The following is a 19,730-nucleotide window of genomic DNA, read 5'->3' on the forward strand; positions in this document are numbered from 1 at the left end:
GAAGCCGCACCGCGCGTCACGTGGAAGGCGTGCCGCTCGCACGACGCGCGGCGTCCTTGCCTCGACATCGGCACCGTGGCCTTTGCGAATAGGCGCCTTCAGCCGATTGCGAAGAGACAACCTACGCCGTCACCCGCCGGCAAAGGCTTCCGGCCCCGGCACATCGGTGTAGAGCCGCCGCAGCCTGTCGCGGAACGCCCCGGCGGTCTTGGCAATGCTGCCGGCCACCGGATCGCAGCCGGGAAACAGCGTGTCGGAGGCCTCCAGGCTGAAGCGGCGGACGAAGCCCACCCGCGTATCCCGCCAGGCCGCCACGTCGGCCGGCCCGCCGCCGCGCCGCAGCACCTGGCCGGCGATCACCGCATCCTCCACCGCCTGGGTGGCGCCCTGGCCCAGCGTCGGCACCATGGCGTGGGCCGCATCGCCGAGGAACAGCACCCGCCCGTCCAGCGCGCTGCGCAGCAGCGGCGCCTCCTGCAGCCGGGACCAGTGGATCTCCGCCACCTGCTCGGCCAGCCGCTCGATCATCCAGGCGACGGCAGGGCAGGGGGCGCCCTCCGCCGGGGTATAGAGCAGGCGCTGGAATTCGGCCGTCCTGGCGCTCTCCGCCACCTCCGCCTCGGGCGAGGGCAGCACCACGCTGCCGGCGATATAGGCCGCGCCGCCCGGCAGCCGGTAGGAGAGCAGCCGGTGGTTGCCGTTGAACCACTGGCCGTATTCGTCATAGGGGCACCAGGCGGCGTTGCGCACCAGCAGCCTGGTCATCGCGACGCCGAAGAAGCGCGGCTGCGGCACGCCCGCGGTCAGCGCCCGCAGCCGGGAATAGCGGCCATCGCAGGCCACCAGCAGGTCATAGGCGGCGGGGCGGACCAGCGCGCCGCTCGGCGTGGTGAAGACCGGGATCAGCCGGCCGCGCGCATCCTCCTCCACCTCCATGAGCGTCAGCCCGTGCCGCGTCATCCCCGCGACCGGGGCGCGCAGCACGCGGTAGAGCTCCGACCAGCGCAGCCTTATGCCGGGCTCCTCCGCCACCTCCTGCAGATCGAGGTCGAAGAGGCGCTGGCCGGTCGCGGTCTCGATGATCCAGCGGCGCCAGGGGTAGGAGGCGCGGCGCACCGCGGCATGGCGCGCCGGCAGATGCAGGCGCAGCGCCTTCAGCGCGTTGGGGCCGAGATTGAGGCCGGTGCCGGCCTCGGATTCCTCGCCCTCGGCCAGGCGGTCGAAGGCTTCCACCTGCAGCCCGCGATCGCCGGCGAGAATTTCCGCCAGCAGGCTGCCGGCAACGCCGGTGCCGATGATGCCGATCCTCATGCCGCGCGCGCCGCGCGGAAGGCGGGGGAGATGGGCGGGGGCTGGGGCATCCGGACAGTGTAGCAGCCTGTTACAGGCGCTTTGCCAGAGGTGATATGGGGGCTTCGCCCCCTTGCCCCCGCCAGGGGCGCTGCCCCTGGACCCCGCCGGGGGGTGGACCACCCCCCGGACCCCGGTGTGAGTCCGCTGGTTCAACCTGTCGGGTCTGAAACTCAGACCGGGGTCCGGGGCCAGGTCCTGGCCCCGGCGGGGTTGGCGGCACTGCCGCCAACGAGGCAGCAGCCTCCGCCGGGGGTTCGGGGGCGAAGCCCCCGCCCGTTCAATCCACCGACATCGCCGGCCCCCGCGGCCGCGCGCTGCGGTTCCAGGCCGTCCGGATGGTCTCGCTGACCCCAACCGGGTCCGGGATGCCCTTCAGCACCACCACCTCCTCCGGCCCCCGCCCCTCCGCCGCCTTCACCACCACGTCGCCAATGCCGAGCAGCCGCTGGAACAGGCTGCGGCTGGAGACCACGTCGCGGATGCGGAACACTTCGACATCGTCCCGCAGCTTGTTCCAGAAGCCCGACTCCACGATGATCCGCTCATCGGTCAGGGTGATGCGCTGCCGCCCGAGAAAGGGCAGCCCAAGCAGCAGCACGCCGAGCAGCATGCCCCCAATCCCGTAGGAGCGCCGGCTTTGCCGGATGGTGAGGATGGTGGTCTCGGACATTCGGGCGGTTCCGCGGCGGTCGGGGGAGGGGGCCTCGTTACGGCGCTGGTGTAGGCTGCTCCGGCAGCCGGCGTCCATCCTGCCCTGCGCCCTCGCGGCCGGGCTGGCCCTGGCCGGCATCGCCGCCGAGGCCGCCCCCACGCGGCGGGACACCGCGATGGAGGCGGCGCGGCGCTTTCTCTGCCCGCATGGCGGGGCGCCGGTGCCCGGCCAGCGCGGCCGCTGCCGCCCCGCCCGGGTGCCGGGCCCGCCGGTGGCCGGCGGCGGGGCGGGCTGGGATGCCGGGCTGCCGCCGCCCAGCCACCAGCAGGGCGCCTGTCCGGAAGGGACGCGCCCTGCCGCGGTGCTCGGCCAGCCCGGCATGCAGCGCTGCCTGGCCCGCTGACCATCGCATCACGTTGACGTGAGCGCGAACTCTGTTGATTGGATGCCGGCGCCTCGAATGGGATCAAGCGGCTTGGTATACATCCCGGCCTGGGAGGCCCATCGGAGGGCGGAGTTGGAGAGCTGATGCAGCGACCGGGCCTGGAGCCCAGCCCTGACGTGATGGCGCCGCCCTGGCGCATGGGCCCATTGCTGCTCGCGGTGATCGTCGCCCTGCCGCTGCTGGTCGCCGCGGCCGGCGCCTGGCGGTCCTGGCAGGGGGTGTGGCGGGAAGCCCGGGTGGAGCTGGAGCGCAGCGCCGACGCGGCCGCGGAATACGGCATGCGCGTGCTGCTGGCCTATGCCCTGGCGGCACGCCAGATGGACGCGCTGGTCGCCGGCCTGTCCGATGCCGAAATCATCGACCGCAGGACGGAGCTGCATGCGGCGCTGCAGCACCTGGTGGACGAACTGCCGCAGGTGGAGAATAGCTTCATCCTGGACCGCCACGGCGTGCCCCTGGTGGCCGCCGGGGAGGCGGAGGCGACCGAGGACAGCACCGCGGCGGGGCGCGACTTCTTTCAGGAGCTCCAGGCGGCGGACGCGCCGGAGCTCTATGTCAGCCGCCTGCATGCCGGGCCCTTCGATACCCAGCCCTTCTTCGCCGTCAGCCGGCGACGGACCCAGACCGGCAACCATTTGCCCCCCGGCAGTTTCGACGGCGTCGTCAACCTCTCCGTCTTCCCCGACCCGCTGGCCGAGGGGCTGCGGCAATTCGAGGCCTCGCCCGGCACCTCCATCGGCCTGCTGCGGGCGGATGGCGGGCTGCTGGTCCGCAGCGGGGCGCCGCTGCCGCCCGGCACGCTGCTGGCCCGGGCCGCCCCGGGGGAGGGGGAGGCGCGGCGCGTCAGCGCCAGCATCCGCGGCCCGGCCGGCCCGGGCCATATCGCCGCCACAAGGCTGGAGGGCTTTCCGCTCTTCGCCCTGGCCTATCGCCCGGATGCCGCCATCCTGCCGCTCTGGTGGCGGGAAGTGCTGCCGCAATTCGGCCTCGGCCTCACCGCCAGCCTCGCCTTGCTCGGCCTCGGCCTGCTGGTCCGCCAGCAGCAGGGGGCGCTGCTGGCGGCCAATGCCACGCTGGAAGCCAGGGTGGAGGAGCGCACCGCGGCGCTGCGCGAGGTGACCGACGCGCTCGATCTCTCCCCCAGCATGATCGTGGACCTCAAGGGCCGGGTGCTGCACTGGTCCGCCGGCTGCGAGCGGCTCTATGGCTGGACGCGGGAGGAGATCCTCGGCCGCAGGGCGCAGGACATCCTCGGCACCATCCTGCCGCCAGGCGGCATCCGCGCCGTCATCGCCGCAGTGCGGCGGGAGGGGAGCTGGCAGGGGGAGCTGCGCCAGCGCCGCAAGGACGGCACCCCCATCATCACCGGCAACCATTGGACCTATCGCTACGACCCGCGCACCGGCCGGCCCAACGGCTTCGTCAGCACCCGGACCGACCTGACCGAGCTGCGCCAGGTGGAGCTGAACGTCGCCCGCAGCGAGGCCAGCCTGCGCCGGGCGCAGGAGGCGAGCGGCGTCGTCGCCTTCGAGATCGACCGGACCGGCTTGGTGGACACCGACCCCGCTTTGCCGATGCTCTACGGCCTGCCGCATGGCGCGCCCTTCGACTTCGCCGCCATGCTCACCCGGGTGCATGCGGAGGATGTGATCCGGGTGGTGGAGGAGCATCGCCGCCTGGCCGTGGAAGGCGGCGCCTTCGCCCTCGAATTCCGCGTGCTCTGGCCGGATGGCTCGGAGCATTGGCTGCTCACCCGGGGCGAGGCGGAGCGGGATCCCGGCCAGGGCCCGCTGCCGGCCCGCATCCGTGGCGTCTGCCTCGACATCACCGCCCGCCACCGGGCCGAGGCGGCGCTGGCCGAGAGCGAGGAAAGGCTGCGCCTGGCGCAGGAGGCGGCGCGGCTCGGCACCTATGACTACGACTACCTGACCGGGCGGGTGACCTGGGACGGGCGGATGCGCGCCCTCTGGTCCCTGCCGGAGGGCGAGGCGGTGACCCGGCGCCGCTTCCTGGAGGCAATTCATCCGGAGGACCGGCCAGGCCGCCGGGCCGCGCTGCGGCGGGCCATGGCGGCGGGGGGCGACGGCATCTACCAGGTGGAGCTGCGCGTCATCGGCATCGCGGACAAGCGGGAGCGCTGGATCGCCGCCTCCGGCCAGCTCCGCTTCGTCGGCGACCGGCCGGTGCGGCTGGTCGGCATCGCCATGGACATCACCGCCCGCAAGGCCGCCGAGGCGCGCGGCCAGCTGCTGATGCGGGAGGTGGACCACCGGGCGAAGAACGCGCTCGCCGTGGTGCAGGCGGCGCTGCGGCTTTCCAAGGCGGAAAGCCCGACGGAGCTGGTGCGGATCGTGGAGGGCCGGGTGGCGGCCCTGGCCCGGGCACAGACCGCCCTGGCGCAGCGCCGCTGGGAAGGGGCGGAGCTGCGGCGGATGGTGGAGGGGGAGCTGGAGCCCTTCCTCAGCCCGGAAAGCGTCGGCGCGCCGCGCGCCCTGCTGGTCGGCCCGCCGCTGACCGTGCCGGCCTGGGCGGTGCAGCCGCTTTGCATGACCTTGCATGAGCTGGCGACCAATGCGGTGAAATACGGCGCGCTCTCGGCGCCGGGCGGGCTGCTGACGGTGAATTGGCGGCTGGACGAGAATGGCCGGGCGCTGACGCTGATCTGGCGGGAGACGGGCGGGCCGCTGATCGTGGCGGCGCCGGGGCGGCGGGGCTTCGGTTCGCGCGTCATCCAGCAGACGGTGGAGGGGCAGCTCGGCGGCTCGCTGGAAAGGCTGTGGCTGGCGGATGGGCTGCGCTGCGAGCTGTGCCTGCCGCTGCGGCGGCAGGAGCCGGTGGAGGGCGGCGCCGCGGCGCGCCAGGGCGCGCCGGCCTGGCGGCCGCGGGCGGCTGTCGGGGCGCAGTAAGGGGGCGAAGCAAAGAACGCCCCTGGAGCCCTGGCGCCGCCTTGCTCAATGCCTGGAGAAGAACTCCAGCACCGCCGCGTTGAAGGCCCCCGGATTGTCGTAGTTCATCGAATGCGCCGCATTCGGAATGCCGACCCGCTCCGCGCCCGCGATGTAGCGCTGCAGCGCATCCGCATTCGCGACGAAATTCGGCAGCGTCCGCTCCCCCACCACCAGCAGGGTCGGGGTGCGGATCGCCTCCGCCGCGGCGCGGGAATAGGGGCGGCGCCGTTCATGCATCTGCCCCAGCATGGTCCGGGCATTGTCGCGCGAGATCACCTTGCGCTCCTCCGGCCGGCGTTCCCAGGCGCCGGGGCCGCCGGTGTGTTCCGCCACCCGCTTCAGCCCGCCCTCCTCGTCGCCGGCCGCCACCAGGGCGGCGGCCTCGGCGAAGGCGCCGGCCTGCTGCCCGGCGGCCGGCTTGCCGCCCAGGCTTTCATCCAGCTCTCCGCCCGGCTCGGCCAGCACCAAAGCGCGCAGCAGCGCCGGATGCCGCTCCGCCACCCGGAAGGCGATATGCCCGCCGCGGGAATGCCCCACCAGCCGCACCGGCCCGGCATTCAGGCTGCGGATGAAGGCGGCCACATCCGCCACATGCCGGTCGATGGTGAAATCCCCGCCCTCGGTCCAGCCGCCCGGCCAGCAATGCCGCATGGAGAGCGCCATGACGTGGTAGTACTCGCCGAGCGGCGCCATCTGCCGCGCCCAGCTCCGCTGGTCGCCCAGCGTGCCATGCACCAGCACCACGGGGTCCCCGGCGCCGGATTCGGCATAGCTCAGCTCATATCCTTCGATGGTCCGGCTCGGCATGGCACATCCCTTCCCTTGCGGTGGCAGGATGCGCCCGGCCCTGCCGCCCGCCAAGCCTTGGCGCCGGCGCCAGGGCGCCCATCTGGCAATCATTCCCGCCGCGGAGCCCCCGATGCAGCGTCGCCGCCTCCTCGCCATGCCGGCCGGCATCATCGCCCCTTGCGTCGCTTCCCGGGCTGCCCCGGCGCAGCCCCTCCTCGCCCAGGCGGCGGAGCTGGACCTGCTGCTGGTGCTGGCAGTGGATGCCTCCGGCTCCATCGATGCCGATGAGTTCCAGCTGCAGCGGGAAGGCTATGCCGAGGCGCTCTCCCACCCCTCGGTCATCGCGGCCATCCAGTCCCGGCCGCGCGCGGCGATCGGCGTCGCCATGGTGGAATGGGGCGCGCCAGGCGGGGCGGAGACGGTGGTGGACTGGATGCGCGTCGCCGATGCCGCCTCCGCCCGGGCGCTCGCCGAGGCGGTGCTGGCCGCGCCGCGCAGCCAGCAGAGCTACAACGCCATCGGCGACGCGCTGGACCATTGCGCCCGGCTGCTGCAGGCGGCGCCCTTCCCGGCGGCGGAGCGGGTGATCGACCTTTCCGGCGACGGGCCCGACATGCGCTCCCACCGCCGCGCGCCGGCGGCGCGGGATGCGGCGGTGGCGGCGGGCATCCAGATCAACGCCCTGGCCGTCAGCGCCAACAGCCAGGTGACGCGCTACGGCGAGCCCCTGGAGGAGAGCTACCGGCGGGAGGTGATCGGCGGTCCCGGCGCCTTCGTGGTGACGGCGGCGGACCGGCGAGACATCGCCCGCGCCCTGCGCGCCAAGCTGGTGCGCGAAATCGCATGATGCGAGCCGGACCTCCCCGGAGGAGGATGGCGTGGGTCGCGAGACCCTGACCGGGGCGGCGCTCGCCGCCGGCATCGCCACCTCCGGGCCAGCCATGGCCGGGTGCCGGACAGTTTCCAGCCGCGGCTCCGCCACGCCCCCCCTGGGCTTTCGCCGGCTGCGGGCTGCTGCGGGCCTCCCTGATGCGGGACCGGGACGCGGGCGGTGCCCTCGACCTCAAGACCAAGGAGCTGATCTTCGCCCTGCTGGACGTGCTGGTGGGGCAGAATCTCGGCGCCAGGGCGCCTGCCGCCAACGCCATCCGCCTCGACCCGACGCTGGAGGAGCTGGCGGAGGGCCTGGTGCAATGCTGATGGTGGGCGGCATCACCACCTGGAACCTGACGAGGCAGGGAAGTGCTGACCCATTGCGAGCGGGTGGCGGCGGAACTGCCGCCCCGCCGACCCGCCCCCACTGAACCCTGGCGGCGCTGATGCGCTTTCCCGGCAGGAGGCCGGGAGCGATGGCGCAACGGCGCGCTTGGTCGAGGAAGGCGAAATGGGGGCTGGGGCTGGGCCTGCCGCTGGCGGCGCTGCTGCTGCTCGTCCTGCTGTTCCGCTGGGACTGGCTGATCCCCATCGCCGAGGCCCAGGCCAGCGCGGCGCTCGGCCGGCCGGTGACCATCCAGCACCTGCATGTCGGGCTGGGCCGCACCACCATCGTCACGCTGGAAGGGCTGACCATCGGCAACCCGCCGGGCTTCGAGGCGGACCGGCCGCTGGCCGCGGTGCCGCGGCTGCGCGTGGCGCTGGACGCCATGGCCTTCCTGCGCGACCGCAGCGTGGTGATCCCCTCGGTGGCGCTGGAACGGCCGGACGTCGCGCTGCGCGCGCAGGAGGATGGCAAGAACAATTACAGCTTCAGCTTCCCCGCGGCTGCGGAGGGGGAGCCGGCCGCCAGCCGCCCCCCGCCGCAGATCGGCGCGCTGATCCTGCGCGACGCCCGGGTGCATGCGCTGCTCGCCGGGCTGAAGGCGGATTTCACCGTCACCCTCGCCACCGAGGAGCCAGAGGGCGAGCCGCCCCGGCTGTTGGCCCGCGCCGAAGGCACCTACGCCGCCCAGCCCATCACCGGAGAGCTGCGCGGCGGCGCCATCCTCAACCTGCGCGATCCGAGCCAGCCCTGGCCGGTGGAGCTGCGCCTGGCCAACGGCCCGACGCGCGTCGCGCTGCAGGGCACGCTGCAGGACCCGCTGGCCTTCGGCGGGGCGAATCTGCGGCTGGAATTCGTCGGGCCGGACATGGCGCGGCTGACGCCGCTGCTCGGCCTGCCGCTGCCGCCCACCCCGCCCTTCCGGGTGACCGGCAAGCTGGATTATGCGCATGACGAGGGCGCCTTCCGCTTCACCGAGGTGGCGGGGCGGATGGGCAACAGTGACCTGAACGGCGCCTTCGCCGTGACCCCGGGCGGGGCGCGGCCGGTGCTGGCGGCCGACCTCACCTCCCGCAGCGTCGATCTGGAGGATCTCGGCGGCTTCATCGGCGCCGAGCCGGTGCGGCCCGACACGCCCGGCGCGACGCGGGAGCAGCGGCGGGAGGCGGCGCGGCAGGAAGCCAGCCCGCGCCTGCTGCCGGACACGCCGGTGAGCGTGCCGCGGCTGCGCTTCGCCGATGTCCACCTCCGCTACCGCGCCGCCCAGATCAAGGGCCGCGGCATGCCCTTCGACAGCATGGAGACGCGGCTCGACATCGAGGACGGGGTGATCCGGCTGCGGCCGCTGCGCTTCGGCATCGGCCAGGGCGGCATCGGCACCACCGCGACGCTGACGCCGCAGGAGAACGGCGCGCTGCGGGCCCAGGCGGAGATCGAGCTGCGGCGCGTCGATATCTCCCGCCTGATGCGGGCGGCGGGGGCGGGGGGCGCTGGCTCGCTCGGCGGGGTGGGCCGCATCGATGCCACCGGCCGGTCGCTGGCGGAGCTGCTGGGGCGGGGCGACGGGGCGCTGACGGTGGTGACGGTGGGCGGCAACCTCTCCTCGCTGCTGGTCGATCTCTCCGGCCTGCAATTCGGCAATGCGCTGCTCTCCGCCCTCGGCATCCCGGCGCGGACGGAGATCCAGTGCCTGATCGGGGATTTCGGCCTGCGGCGCGGGCAGCTTCAGCTGCGGACCCTGATGCTGGACACCGACAGCTACCTGGTGAGCGGCGGCGGCGACGCCTCGCTGTCGCGGGAGACGCTGGATATCTGGATGAAGACGGAGAGCAAGCGGTTCTCCATCGGCTCCCTGCCGACGCCGATCGGCATTACCGGGCGGTTCAAGGAACCCTCCATCCGGCCGGCGGTCGGGGAGCTGGCGGCGCGGGCCGGGGCGGCGGCGGGACTCGGCGTGCTGTTCCCGCCGCTGGCGCTGCTACCGACCATCCAACTCGGCGTGGGGGAGAATAACCGCTGCGAGGCGCTGACCGAGGCGGGGCGGCGGCGGGGGAGGTGAATGGGGGCTCCGCCCCCTGCCCCCGCCAGGGGCGCTGCCCCTGGACCCCGCCGGGGAGGGGACCCCTCCCCGGACCCCGGTGAGAGTTCTAGACCCGACAGGTTGAACCTGCCGACTCACACCAGGGGCCGGGGAGGAGTATCCTCCCCGGCGGAGGTTGGCGGCCCGCCGCCAACGGGCGGAGCTCCGATCCTAATGAGCGAAGCTCAGTCCGCGCGGATATTCGCCTGCCGGATCACCTCACCCCAGCGCTGCCGGTCCTGGGCGATGGTGGAGGCGAAGCTGTCCGGATCGTCCACGATCACCTCCATGCCGTTCTCCGCCATGCGGCGCTGGAAGACCGGATCCGCCGCCACCTGGCGCAGCGCCGCCACCCAGCGGTCCAGGATGGGCTTCGGCAGCCGGCCGGGCCCGGCGATGCCGAACCAATTGCGGATGGCGAAATCCGGCAGCGTCGCCGAGATCAGCGGCACGCCGGGCAGCAGCGGGCTGGCGCGCGGCGCCCCGAAGGCCACGGCGCGCAGCCCGCCATCGCGGATCTGGCCCATGAACTCGGGCAAATTGCCGAACATCATGTCGGTGCGCCCGGCGACGATATCGACGATGGCCGGCGCGCCGCCGCGATAAGGGACATGCAGCATCTCGATCCCCGCCCGGCGCAGGAACAGCTCGGCGGCCAGGTGCTGGCTGCTGCCATTGCCGGCGCTGGCATAGCTCAGCTTGCCGGGGTTGGCCTTGGCATGGGCGATCAGCTCCGGGATGGTGCGGAAGGGGCCGTTCGGGTTGGCGACCAGCACATTGTAGATATTCGCCACATTGGCGATGGGCGTCAGGTCGCGATCCACCTCGAAGGGCATGCGGATGCCGGGCATGACCGGCAGGATGGTGTGCATCGCCATGGTGGCGAGGCCGACCACATGGCCGTCCGGCGCGGATTTCGCCACCGTATCGGCGGCGATCATGCCGGAGGCGCCGGTGCGGTTCTCCGCCACCACATTCACCTTGAAGATGGGCGAAAGGTGTTCCGCCAGCAGCCGCGTGAGCAGGTCGCAGGTGCCGCCGGGCGCGAAGCCGCAGAGAATGCGGATGTCGCGGCTGGGGAAATCCTGCGCCCGCGCCGGCAGCGCGGCGAGCAGCAGCAACAGCGTGAGCAGCAGGCGTCTCATCCGAAGTATCCTCCCGTCTTGTCGGTTGTTGCCCAGGTCGTTGCCTGGTGTCCTGAAGCGGCTTCGCCGCTTCAGGCTGTGCGATGCTCAGGGAATACGGCGACCCCCGCGGCCCCCATGACGGCGCGCAGCGACGTCATGGGGAATGCTATACGTATCCTGGTCCCTCGATCGCCGGATGGGCAACGAGAAACGCCTCATCCACCTCCACGCCGATGCCGGGCGCCTCCAGCGGCAGCACATTGCCGTCGGCACCGACGCGCCAGGGCTCGCTGCCGAGCTGGTCGCGGAACAGGTTGTTGCGGGAGACGTCGGCCTCGAAATAGCCGGCATTCTCGATGGCGGCGAGCAGATGGATGGAGGCCGCCTGGTTCACGCCCGTCATGGAGGAATGCGGGTTCACCGGAATCTTGAAGGCGCTGGCCATGGCCGCGATGCGCAGCGTCTCCGTGATGCCGCCGCATTTGGACAGGTCGGGCTGCCAGATGGTGATGACCTCATCCTCCAGCACCCGGGTGAATTCGAAGCGGGTGAAGTGGTTCTCCCCGGCGGCCAGCGGCGTGCGGCCATGCTCGGCCGCCTGGGCGTAGAGATGGTGGTCATGCGCCGGGAAGGGCTCCTCCAGCCAGCCGATATCCAGCTCATCCATCGCCGGCATGACGCGGCGGACATCGGCGATGCCGTAGCCGGTATTCGCATCGGTCAGGATGGCGAGGCCCTCGCCGAAACCCTGGCGCACCGCCTCCATCCGGGCGATGTCGTCGGCCACCGTATCGCCGACCCGCAGCTTCACCGCGCGATAGCCGGCCGCGATGAGCGGCGCCGCCTCATCGACGAGCTGCGCCGGGGGCTGGTAGCCCAGGGCGACGCCGCCGGCATAGGCCGGCACCGGCCGGCGGGCGCCGCCGAGCAGGCGGTAGAGCGGCCAGCCCACCGCCTTCCCCTTGATGTCCCACAGCGCCATGTCGATGCCGGACATCGCCATGGCGCAGGCCGCGCCCATGCCATGGCTGCCGAGCTGGTATTTGTAGATGCGCGCCCAGATGCCGGTGGTATCCGCCGCATCCATGCCGAGGATGAGCTGGCTCAGCGTGGTCTCGATGAGCCGGGCGATGGCGGTATGGGCGCGGCCGTGATGGCTCTCGCCCCAGCCCGTGATGCCATCCTCCGTGGTGACCTTCACCATCACGCAGTCGCGCTTCACCGATTGCCCGATGCCGAGGCGGACGCCGCCCGGCGGGACGGGGAAGCTGGTGGGGTAGGCTTTGATCTCGCGGATCTTCATCATTCCCTCCCGTGCTGAGCGAGGAACGCCTCCTTCACCGTGATGCCGAGGCCGGGGCGGTCCGGGACGGCGACGAAGCCATCCTCCACCGGGAAGCGCTCCTCGATCAGGTCGTGCAGCATCGGGTTGTGGCCGAGGCTGTATTCCAGGATGAAGCCGGCGCTCTGGCTGGCCGCGAGATGCAGCCCGGCGGCGAAGGCCGGCGCGCCGGACCAGAGATGCGGCGCCAGGCGCAGGTTGAAGGCGGACGCGATGGCGCCGATGCGCACGCCTTCCGTGATGCCGCCGGCGATGGCAAGATCCGGCTGCAGCACATCGGCGGCGCGGAGCTCGGCGAGTTCGCGGAAATCGTGGCGGGTGAACTCGCTCTCGCCGGAGGAGATGGGCACGGCGCTGCTGCGACGGACTTCCGCCTGGCCCTGCTTGTCATCGGCGGTGACGGGTTCCTCGAACCACATCAGGTCGCAGTCTTCGACCATGCGGCAGAAGGTCTTCGCCTCGGAGACGGTCCAGGTGCCATGCGCGTCGGCGGCGAGGCCGATTTCCGGGCCGAGGGCGGCGCGGGCGGCGCGGACCCGGGCGGCGGAGCGGGCGACGGGGCCGTCCATGCTGCCGACGCGCATCTTCACGGCGCGGAAGCCGCCCTGCCTGACGTAGCCGAGGAGCTGTTCGCCGATGCGCTCCTCCGGCGCCCAGCCGCCCGAGGCATAGGCCGGCATGCGTTCTGCGCGGCGGCCGCCGAGCAGGCGCCAGACCGGCGCGTTGAGCGACTTGCCGAGGATGTCCCACAGCGCCGTGTCGATGCCGGCAATGGCGCTGATGGACAGGCCGCGGCGGCCGAGGGCAGGGAAGACATGGCCGCGGTCAAGGGCGAAGCCTTGCCGCGGCGCGTTGTAGAGCACGTCCCAATGACGGGAAATGTCGCGCGGATCCTCGCCCAGCAGCAGCGGCGCCATGTCCCGGTTGATGATGGCGGCGAGGCCGCCGCAGGCGGCGGTGCTGGCGACGCCGGCCTTGGCCTCGCCCCAGCCGGTGAGGCCGGCATCGGTCTCGATGCGGATGATGACGCTGTCGAAGCTGGGCTGCTTGCCGTAATCCGAGAGGTGCTGGCGCTCCGGCGGGATGGGGACGCTGACCCAGGTGGCATGGACCCTGGTGATCTTCATGGCCGGCGCCTCCCGTCCCAGGCTTCGGGGTTGACGAGGTTGCGCGGGCGCTCGCCGCGCAGCACGCGGACCACCTCCTCGGCCGCCACCTGGCTCATCTTCGCCGCGCTCTCGCGCGAGAGGCCGGCGACATGCGGGGAGAGGATGGCGTTGGGGCATTTCCGCAGCGGGTGCTGTGCGCCGAGCGGCTGCACCGCATAGACGTCGAGCGCCGCGCCGCCGATGGCGCCTTCGCGCAGCGCGGCGACCAGGGCGTCCTCCTCCACCACGGCGCCGCGGGAGACGTTCAGCAGCCAGGCGCTGGGCTTCATGCTGCGGATCAGCGCGGCGGAGGCGAGGCCCCTGGTTTCCGGCGTCAGCGGGCAGGCGAGGGCGATATAGTCGCTGCTGGCGAAGAGGGCGGGCAGGTCGGCGTATTCGACGAAGGGCGGCAGCGCCTCGCGCCGCCGCTGGAAGCCCAGCACCTGCATGCGGAAGCCGTGATGGGCGATCTCCGCCAGCCGCGAGCCGATGGCGCCGATTCCGACGATGCCGAGGGTGCGGCCACGCAGCTCGGTGGCGCTGCCGGCGATGGCGCGGCCGGGCTTCCAGCCCTCCTCCAGATGGACGCGGCTCATGGTCTCGACGCGGCGTGCCGCGGCGAGCATCTGGGCGATGACGAATTCGGCGACGGCATCCGCATTGGCGCCCGGCACGTTGGTGACGAGGACGCCGTTGGCGGTGCAGTTCTCCACCGGGATGAGGTCCACGCCGACGCCGTGCCGTGCGGCGATGAGCAGCTTCGGGCAGGCGGAGGCGAGGTCGTCCGGCAGTTTCTGGCGCACGATGACGGCGTGGGCGTCGCGGCAGAGGGTGCGGAGCTGCTCCGGGCTTTGCTCGCCGCCCGGGCCCTCGACGATGTCGAGCCCCGCGGCGCGGAGGACGGCCATGCCGCCGGGTTCGATGGGTTCCGTCAGGACGACCTGCATGGGCGGACGAGCTCCGAACTAAAGGGTTCGACGGGCCTTTCGGCCTTTGCGGATGGCGTTCGAGGCGGGGTTGCGGCAGTGCCGCGGCGCCCTTCTCAAATCCTGTGCGATCCAGATGAGGGGCAGGGCGTCGCGGCCGATGTCGGCACCCGGGCCCGGCGCGCGGTCGTTCCGACGATGTGGGAGGCGCGGGCGGCAGAGGCCCGCCCGCGGGCCGGGACGAAGGGCTTTTCCGCCTTCGCCTGCCTGGTGATCCCGGTGACCTCCATGGCCGCGTTTCCCCGTTTGTTGCGCCCAGGCTGCCACGTGGGCACGCGGCTTGCTACCCCTGGCCGCGAGGCGCTGAATACCGGCGCCATTGCCGAAAGGGGGAGCAGATGCCGGTGGAACCGGAATTCGTGGTGCCGATGATGGAGGCGATCCGCCGCTGGAGCGGCGTTTCGGTGCCGAATGCCGCGGCCCGGCAGGGCTTGGTGGATTTCGAGGGGCTGATGGCCGAGCTGGCGGCGCTGCGCGGCAGCATGGTGTTCGAGGATGAGCCGAGCAGCTTCGAAGCCGCGCTGCGCGAGTGCAAGGAGCCGGGCCAATGAACGTACCCATCTCTCCCCTTGGCAGCTCCGACCTCGCCGCGCTGTCCATGACGGAGGCGGCGGATGCCTTCGCCGCCGGCGACATCAAGGCGGAGGCGATGCTGCGCGCCTGCCTTGCCCGCATCGATGCGCATGACGGCAAGGTGAATGCCGTGATCCGGCTGGACCGGGAGGCGGCGCTGGAAGCCGCGGCGGCGCAGGACAAGGCGCGGGCGGGCGGCGTGGCGCTCGGCCCGCTCGCCGGCGCGCCGATGATGCACAAGGACATGTACTACCGCGCCGGCAAGGTCAGCACCTGCGGTTCGAAGATCCGCAAGGATTTCGTGCCGCCGGTGACGGCGACGGTGCTGCAAAGGCTGGATGCGGCAGGCGCGCTCGACATGGGCACGCTGAACATGGCGGAATTCGCCCAGAACCCCACCGGCCACAACGCGCATTTCGGGGACTGCCACAATCCGTGGAACCTCGCCTATTGCACGGGCGGATCCTCCTCCGGTTCCGGCGCGGGCGTGGCGGCGCGGTTCTTCACCGCGGCGCTGGGCAGCGACACGGGCGGCTCCATCCGGCTGCCGGCGACGATCTGTGGCGTGACGGGGCTGAAGGCGACGCAGACGCGGGTTTCGCGGCATGGGGTGATGCCGCTCTCCTTCTCCTGCGACAATGTCGGGCCGCTGGTGCGCACGGCGCGCGACGCGGCGCGCTTCCTGAAGGTGACGGCCGGCCGGGACCCGAAGGACCCGACCAGCGCGCCGGAAGCCGTGCCGGATTACGAGGCGGCGCTGACCGGCGACGTCAAGGGCCTGAAGATCGCCGTCTGCGAGAGCTATTTCTTCGACGGCGCTGATGCCCCGGTGGTCACCGCCTTCGAGGCGGCGCTGCAGGTGCTGGCGGATCGCGGCGCCAGCATCACCCGCGTGAAGGCGCCGAGCATGCAGGCGGTGGCGGCCTATGTATCGCTGGTCAGCCGCACGGAAAGCCCGGCGATCCATGCGAATTGGATGCGGGAATTCCCGGGCGACTACGCCATCCATCTCAGCAGCCGGATCTATGGCGGCTTCGCCATCCCCGGCCACCTGTACATCGAGGCGCTGTCGCGGCGCGGGCCGCTGCTTCGCCAATTCGTGGCGGAGACGCTGACGGGGTTCGACGTGGTGGCGACGCCGACGCTGCGCACCAGGGTGCCGACGCTGGCGGAGACGGATATCGACGCCGATCCGGCGAATTGGTCGCGCTTCATGGCGGTCTCGGCGAATACCCGACCCTTCAACTATCTCGGGCTGCCGACGCTGAGCGTGCCTTGCGGCTTCGACGACCGCGGGCTGCCGGTGGGGCTGCAACTGGCGGCGCGGCCCTTTGCCGAAGCCACGGTGCTGCGGGCGGGGGATGCGTTCCAGCTTGTGACCGACTGGCATAAGAAGTCGCCACTGCTGTGACCGCTTGAAAGGGGCGCTGCCCCTCTCAAACTCTCCCCGCCAAAGGTCGAAGGGCCTTTGGAAACCTATAGGTTTGCGCTTCGACCGACGGGTCCAAGACTCAAAGGTTCCAAGGGCCCTTCGGCCCTTGGCGGGTGGGAGTTTGAGGGAGGGCAGAGCCCTCCCTCAATCACACCACGCCGGTTCCGGCTCATAGCGCACGAACGCGAATACCAAGGCCTCCGCCGGCGCCGTTTGCCCCGCCTTGGTCCGGTCCCGCCCGTCCAGCACCTGCCGCGGCCACGCCTCGCCGCGCCGTCCCATCCCCACCTCGAACAGCGTCCCCGCCAGGTTGCGGATCTGGTGATGCAGGAAGCTGCGCGCCTCCGCGGTGATCACCACCTCATCGCCCTGCCGCGCCACATCCAGCCTCTCCAGCGTCCGCAGCGGCGATTTCGCCTGGCAAGCCGCCGCGCGGAAGGCCGAGAAATCATGCTTCCCCAGCAGCCTCTGCGCCGCCGCATGCATCGCCGCCACGTCCAGCCGCTGCTGCACATGCCACACCCGCCCTGCCTCCAGCGCCGGCCGGGCGCGGCGGTTGAGGATGCGGTAGCGATAGCCGCGCCGCACGGCGGAGAACCGCGCATTCCACCCCTCCGGCGCCAGCGCCGCGCGCAGCACGGAGACGGGATGGGGCCGGGTGTGGAAATTCAGCGCCTCCCGCAGCCGGTCCGGCGGCAGCTCGCGGGTCAGCGCGATCTGCGCCACCTGGCCCTCGGCATGTACGCCGGCATCGGTGCGGCCGGCGGCGACGGCGAGGGGCAGCTCCCCGCCATTCAGCTTCGCTGCCGCCTCCTCCAGCACCTGCTGGACGGAGAGTCCGTTCTCCTGCCGCTGCCAGCCGACGAAGGGGGCGCCGTCATATTCCAGCGTCAGGGCATAGAGGGGCATCGGCCACCCCCAGGCGTAACCCGGCGCGGCCCGGGCGGGCTCATCCCAGCACCATGCCCGGCGGCAGCGGGCAGCCGCGCAGGAACTCCCCCACCGCCAGCGGCCCACGCCCTGGGCGCTGCAGCCGCTGCAGCCGCAGCACGCCCTCGCCGCAGGCGACCAGCCCGGCCGCATCCAGCACCATGCCGGGCGGGCCGGCGCCCGCGGCGGGTTCGGCTGCCAGCAGGCGGATCGCCTCGCTTTGGTGCTGGAAGAAGGTGCCGGGCCAGGGGTTCAGCGCCCGCACCCTGGCATCCAGGGCGGTAGCGGGCAGGGACCAGTCCAGCCTGCCATCCGCCTTGGTCAGCTTCGGCGCGTAGGTCACGCCCGCCTCCGGCTGCGGCACCGGCGGCGGGTTCTCCGCCAGGGCGCGCAGCACCAGCCGGGCGCCCATCTCCGCCAGCGCATCGTGCAACGCCGGCGTCGTCATCCGGGGGCCGAGCGGCACCGCCTCCCGCAGCAGCATCGGGCCGGTGTCCAGCCCTTCTTCCATGCGCATGATGGTGACGCCGCTTTCGGCGTCTCCGGCCAGGATGGCGGCCTGGATCGGTGCCGCCCCGCGCCAGCGCGGCAGCAGCGAGGCATGGATGTTCAGGCAGCCGCGCCGCGGCGCCTCCAGCATCGCCGGCGGCAGGATCAGGCCGTAGGCGGCCACCACCGCCACCTCCAGCCCCAGCGCGGCGAAGACCGCGTGTTCGGCGGCATCGCGTTTCAGGCGGGTGGGCGTGCGCACCGGCAGCCCCAGCGCCAGGGCGGCGCGATGGACCGGGCAGGGCTGCTCCTTCTGCCCGCGGCCAGCCGGGCGCGGCGGCTGGCAATAGACCGCGGCGACCTCATGCCCTGCCGCATGCAGGGCGCGCAGCGCCGGCACGGCGAAATCCGGGCTGCCCATGAAGGCGAGCCTCATCGGGCACCTCCCTCTCCTGCAAGGCTGGGGAGGGCTGGCGTGGGGGCGTGGCTGGAGCCGGACACGGTTATCATGGCGGCACCAAGCACCCCCAACCCCGGCCCTCCCCCGCCTGGCGGGGGAGGGGACGCGCCCCCGCCCATCATCCCCGCGCCTTCGCCTTCAGCTCCTTCGCCAGCTTGCGCAGCAGCATGTTCCGCTTCAGCGGGCTGAGATGGTCCACGAACAGCATGCCGTTCAGATGGTCGATCTCATGCTGCAGGCAGGTGGCCAGAAGCCCCTCCGCCTCCACCTCCCGCTTCGACCCGTCCAGCTCCTGCCACCGCACCTTCACCCGGGCGGGGCGAGTCACCTCGGCATACTGGCCGGGCAGGGAGAGGCAGCCCTCCTCCCTCGTCGCCAGCTCCTCGGACGCGGCGACGATCTCCGGATTCACCAGCACCAGCGGCGCCGGCTTCTCCTCCTTCTGCAGGTCGATGACGACCAGCCGCAACCCTACCCCCACCTGCGGCGCCGCCAGGCCGATTCCCGGCGCCTTGTACATCGCATCCAGCATGCGCGGCGCCAGCAGCCGCACCTGGTCGGCATCGCCCGCGCCGACCGCCCGCGCCTTGGCGCGCAGCCGCGGGTCGGGAACCAGCAGGATGGGGATGGTGTTGGTGGCGGCAGCGGCGTCGGACATGGCGGGGAGATAGACCCCGCCCTCGACCCCTTGCAACCGATCCCCGGGCTGACAACATTCCCAGCCGTGACGGGGTGCTTCGGGCTCCTTCACACCGCTTCGCTCTGGATGAGGAGGCCCCTCCGCATGTCGCGTCCATCGGTTTTCGGCTCGCCGCTTTTCCTCGGCTTCGACCATCTGGAACAGATGCTCGACCGGGTGGCGAAAAGCGCCGATGGCTACCCGCCCTACAATATCGAGCAGACGGCCGAGAACCGGCTGCGCATCACCCTGGCCGTGGCCGGCTTCGCCATGGAGGACCTGCAGATCACGCAGGAGGACAACCAGCTGGTGATCCGCGGCCGGCAGAAGGATGATTCGGAAGGCCGGATCTTCCTGCATCGCGGCATCGCTGCCCGGCAATTCCAGCGTGCCTTCGTGCTCGCGGAAGGGATCGAGGTGGAGGGCGCCTGGCTCGACAACGGGCTGCTGCACGTGGATTTGCGCCGGCCGCAGCCGGAAGTGCGGGTGCGGACCATCCAGATCAATGGCGGCAGCCAGCAGGCGCCGCTGAACACCAGGGTCAACGGGGCGGCGAAGCCCGTTGTCGAAGGGCGTGCCAACCGGGGCTGAGCCCCCGCGGGCGCCGGCGCGCGATCGCTTGCGGGCAAGGCCCGAAGGCGTGAATCGCGCGACCAAACAATGACCTTGCCGGGGGCCCATTCGGGACCCGTGAAACGGAGAGTAAGAGATGAACCGCAGTGACAGCACGGATGGCAGCAACGCCCCGGTGGGCGCGGCCATCGCTCTCAAACAGCTTTCCCCCGCCGATTGGGCGCGTTTCGGCACCGGCGAGATCGCCTATCTCCGCCCCGTCATGGTGAATGGCGTGCGGGCGGTGGCGATCCATGGCGCGGACGGCCAGCCGATCGGCGCGGCGCCGAACGCTGAACTGGCCGTGGCGGCTATCCTGCAGCACGAAATGGCGCCGGTGCTGCTGCACTAGAGCGGTTTCACGCTGACTGTGCAGCGCGAAACCGCTCTAGCTTATGGATTGTAGAGCAGCTTCACGCCTCCGGGC

At 72.0% G+C, this 19,730-nt stretch carries 19 protein-coding genes; 9 read left to right on the top strand and 10 right to left on the bottom strand.

What is annotated here, in order from left to right; all coding sequences use genetic code 11:
• Positions 1–129: 129 nt before the first annotated feature.
• Both E5N76_RS24605 and E5N76_RS31155 read right to left on the bottom strand, forming a co-directional pair.
• A complete protein-coding gene (locus tag E5N76_RS24605) occupies positions 130–1,311 on the bottom strand; it encodes an FAD-dependent monooxygenase (protein ID WP_149540130.1) in 1,182 nt (393 codons plus the stop codon).
• A 319-nt stretch (positions 1,312–1,630) separates the two neighbouring features.
• Positions 1,631–2,023 (bottom strand): PH domain-containing protein, encoded by a 393-nt coding sequence (locus E5N76_RS31155; protein WP_187830371.1) that lies wholly within the window; start codon positions 2,021–2,023, stop codon positions 1,631–1,633.
• Between E5N76_RS31155 and E5N76_RS24615 the strand changes: the two genes are divergently transcribed.
• Entirely contained in the window at positions 2,007–2,408 is a 402-nt protein-coding gene (locus E5N76_RS24615) for a hypothetical protein (RefSeq protein WP_235907861.1), read from the top strand. The genes E5N76_RS31155 and E5N76_RS24615 overlap by 17 nt on opposite strands.
• A 125-nt stretch (positions 2,409–2,533) precedes the next feature.
• The gene (locus E5N76_RS24620) at positions 2,534–5,356 is read left to right on the top strand and encodes a PAS domain-containing protein (RefSeq protein WP_149540134.1); all 2,823 of its coding nucleotides are present in this window, start codon (positions 2,534–2,536) and stop codon (positions 5,354–5,356) included.
• 45 nt (positions 5,357–5,401) lie between these two features.
• Here E5N76_RS24620 and E5N76_RS24625 read toward each other — a convergent pair whose 3' ends face one another.
• Positions 5,402–6,205, bottom strand: coding sequence for an alpha/beta fold hydrolase (locus E5N76_RS24625; RefSeq protein WP_187830372.1), 804 nt, complete (start codon positions 6,203–6,205; stop codon positions 5,402–5,404).
• A 112-nt stretch (positions 6,206–6,317) separates the two neighbouring features.
• On the opposite strand from E5N76_RS24625, the gene E5N76_RS24630 reads away from it, so the two are divergent.
• From E5N76_RS24630 to E5N76_RS24635, 3 genes are all read left to right on the top strand, one after another.
• On the top strand, positions 6,318–7,034 hold the full coding sequence (locus E5N76_RS24630) for a DUF1194 domain-containing protein (protein ID WP_149540138.1): 717 nt from the start codon (positions 6,318–6,320) through the stop codon (positions 7,032–7,034).
• 182 nt (positions 7,035–7,216) lie between these two features.
• The gene (locus E5N76_RS29815; RefSeq protein WP_187830373.1) at positions 7,217–7,387 is read left to right on the top strand and encodes a hypothetical protein; all 171 of its coding nucleotides are present in this window, start codon (positions 7,217–7,219) and stop codon (positions 7,385–7,387) included.
• A gap of 149 nt (positions 7,388–7,536) precedes the next feature.
• Positions 7,537–9,504, top strand: a complete 1,968-nt coding sequence (locus E5N76_RS24635; RefSeq protein ID WP_149540140.1) for an AsmA family protein — start codon at positions 7,537–7,539, stop codon at positions 9,502–9,504.
• 206 nt (positions 9,505–9,710) lie between these two features.
• On the opposite strand, the gene E5N76_RS24640 is transcribed toward E5N76_RS24635, so the two are convergent.
• The 4 genes from E5N76_RS24640 to E5N76_RS24655 form a co-directional block, all read right to left on the bottom strand.
• Complete coding sequence (locus E5N76_RS24640; RefSeq protein WP_149540142.1) at positions 9,711–10,670, bottom strand: Bug family tripartite tricarboxylate transporter substrate binding protein; 960 nt, start codon at positions 10,668–10,670, stop codon at positions 9,711–9,713.
• Positions 10,671–10,818: 148 nt separating this feature from the next.
• Positions 10,819–11,955 (bottom strand): mandelate racemase/muconate lactonizing enzyme family protein, encoded by a 1,137-nt coding sequence (locus tag E5N76_RS24645; protein ID WP_149540144.1) that lies wholly within the window; start codon positions 11,953–11,955, stop codon positions 10,819–10,821.
• Positions 11,955–13,121: a mandelate racemase/muconate lactonizing enzyme family protein gene (locus E5N76_RS24650; RefSeq protein WP_149540146.1), complete on the bottom strand. Its 1,167-nt coding sequence runs from the start codon at positions 13,119–13,121 to the stop codon at positions 11,955–11,957. The genes E5N76_RS24645 and E5N76_RS24650 overlap by 1 nt, the downstream gene beginning before the upstream one ends.
• On the bottom strand, positions 13,118–14,089 hold the full coding sequence (locus E5N76_RS24655; protein WP_149540148.1) for a hydroxyacid dehydrogenase: 972 nt from the start codon (positions 14,087–14,089) through the stop codon (positions 13,118–13,120). Before E5N76_RS24655 ends, E5N76_RS24650 begins: the two co-directional genes overlap by 4 nt.
• A gap of 377 nt (positions 14,090–14,466) precedes the next feature.
• On the opposite strand from E5N76_RS24655, the gene E5N76_RS24660 reads away from it, so the two are divergent.
• Positions 14,467–14,679, top strand: a complete 213-nt coding sequence (locus tag E5N76_RS24660) for a hypothetical protein (RefSeq protein WP_149540150.1) — start codon at positions 14,467–14,469, stop codon at positions 14,677–14,679.
• Positions 14,676–16,112, top strand: coding sequence for an amidase (locus E5N76_RS24665; RefSeq protein WP_149540152.1), 1,437 nt, complete (start codon positions 14,676–14,678; stop codon positions 16,110–16,112). Before E5N76_RS24660 ends, E5N76_RS24665 begins: the two co-directional genes overlap by 4 nt.
• A 165-nt stretch (positions 16,113–16,277) precedes the next feature.
• Here the strand turns inward: E5N76_RS24665 and truA are convergent, their stop codons facing one another.
• The 3 genes from truA to def form a co-directional block, all read right to left on the bottom strand.
• Positions 16,278–17,042 carry a tRNA pseudouridine(38-40) synthase TruA gene (truA, locus tag E5N76_RS24670; protein ID WP_149540154.1) on the bottom strand — a complete coding sequence of 255 codons (765 nt, stop codon included), beginning with the start codon at positions 17,040–17,042 and terminating at the stop codon, positions 16,278–16,280.
• Positions 17,043–17,082: 40 nt separating this feature from the next.
• Complete coding sequence (fmt, locus tag E5N76_RS24675; RefSeq protein WP_149540156.1) at positions 17,083–17,988, bottom strand: methionyl-tRNA formyltransferase; 906 nt, start codon at positions 17,986–17,988, stop codon at positions 17,083–17,085.
• Positions 17,989–18,130: 142 nt separating this feature from the next.
• Complete coding sequence (gene def / locus E5N76_RS24680) at positions 18,131–18,670, bottom strand: peptide deformylase (RefSeq protein ID WP_149540158.1); 540 nt, start codon at positions 18,668–18,670, stop codon at positions 18,131–18,133.
• Positions 18,671–18,796: 126 nt separating this feature from the next.
• On the opposite strand from def, the gene E5N76_RS24685 reads away from it, so the two are divergent.
• Together E5N76_RS24685 and E5N76_RS24690 are read left to right on the top strand one after the other, a co-directional pair.
• Positions 18,797–19,282, top strand: a complete 486-nt coding sequence (locus tag E5N76_RS24685; RefSeq protein WP_235907862.1) for an Hsp20 family protein — start codon at positions 18,797–18,799, stop codon at positions 19,280–19,282.
• A 118-nt stretch (positions 19,283–19,400) separates the two neighbouring features.
• Positions 19,401–19,655, top strand: a complete 255-nt coding sequence (locus tag E5N76_RS24690) for a DUF1150 family protein (protein ID WP_149540160.1) — start codon at positions 19,401–19,403, stop codon at positions 19,653–19,655.
• The last annotated feature ends 75 nt before the right edge of the window (positions 19,656–19,730 follow it).

Source organism: Siccirubricoccus phaeus, assembly GCF_008360935.1.
Lineage (GTDB): Bacteria > Pseudomonadota > Alphaproteobacteria > Acetobacterales > Acetobacteraceae > Siccirubricoccus > Siccirubricoccus phaeus.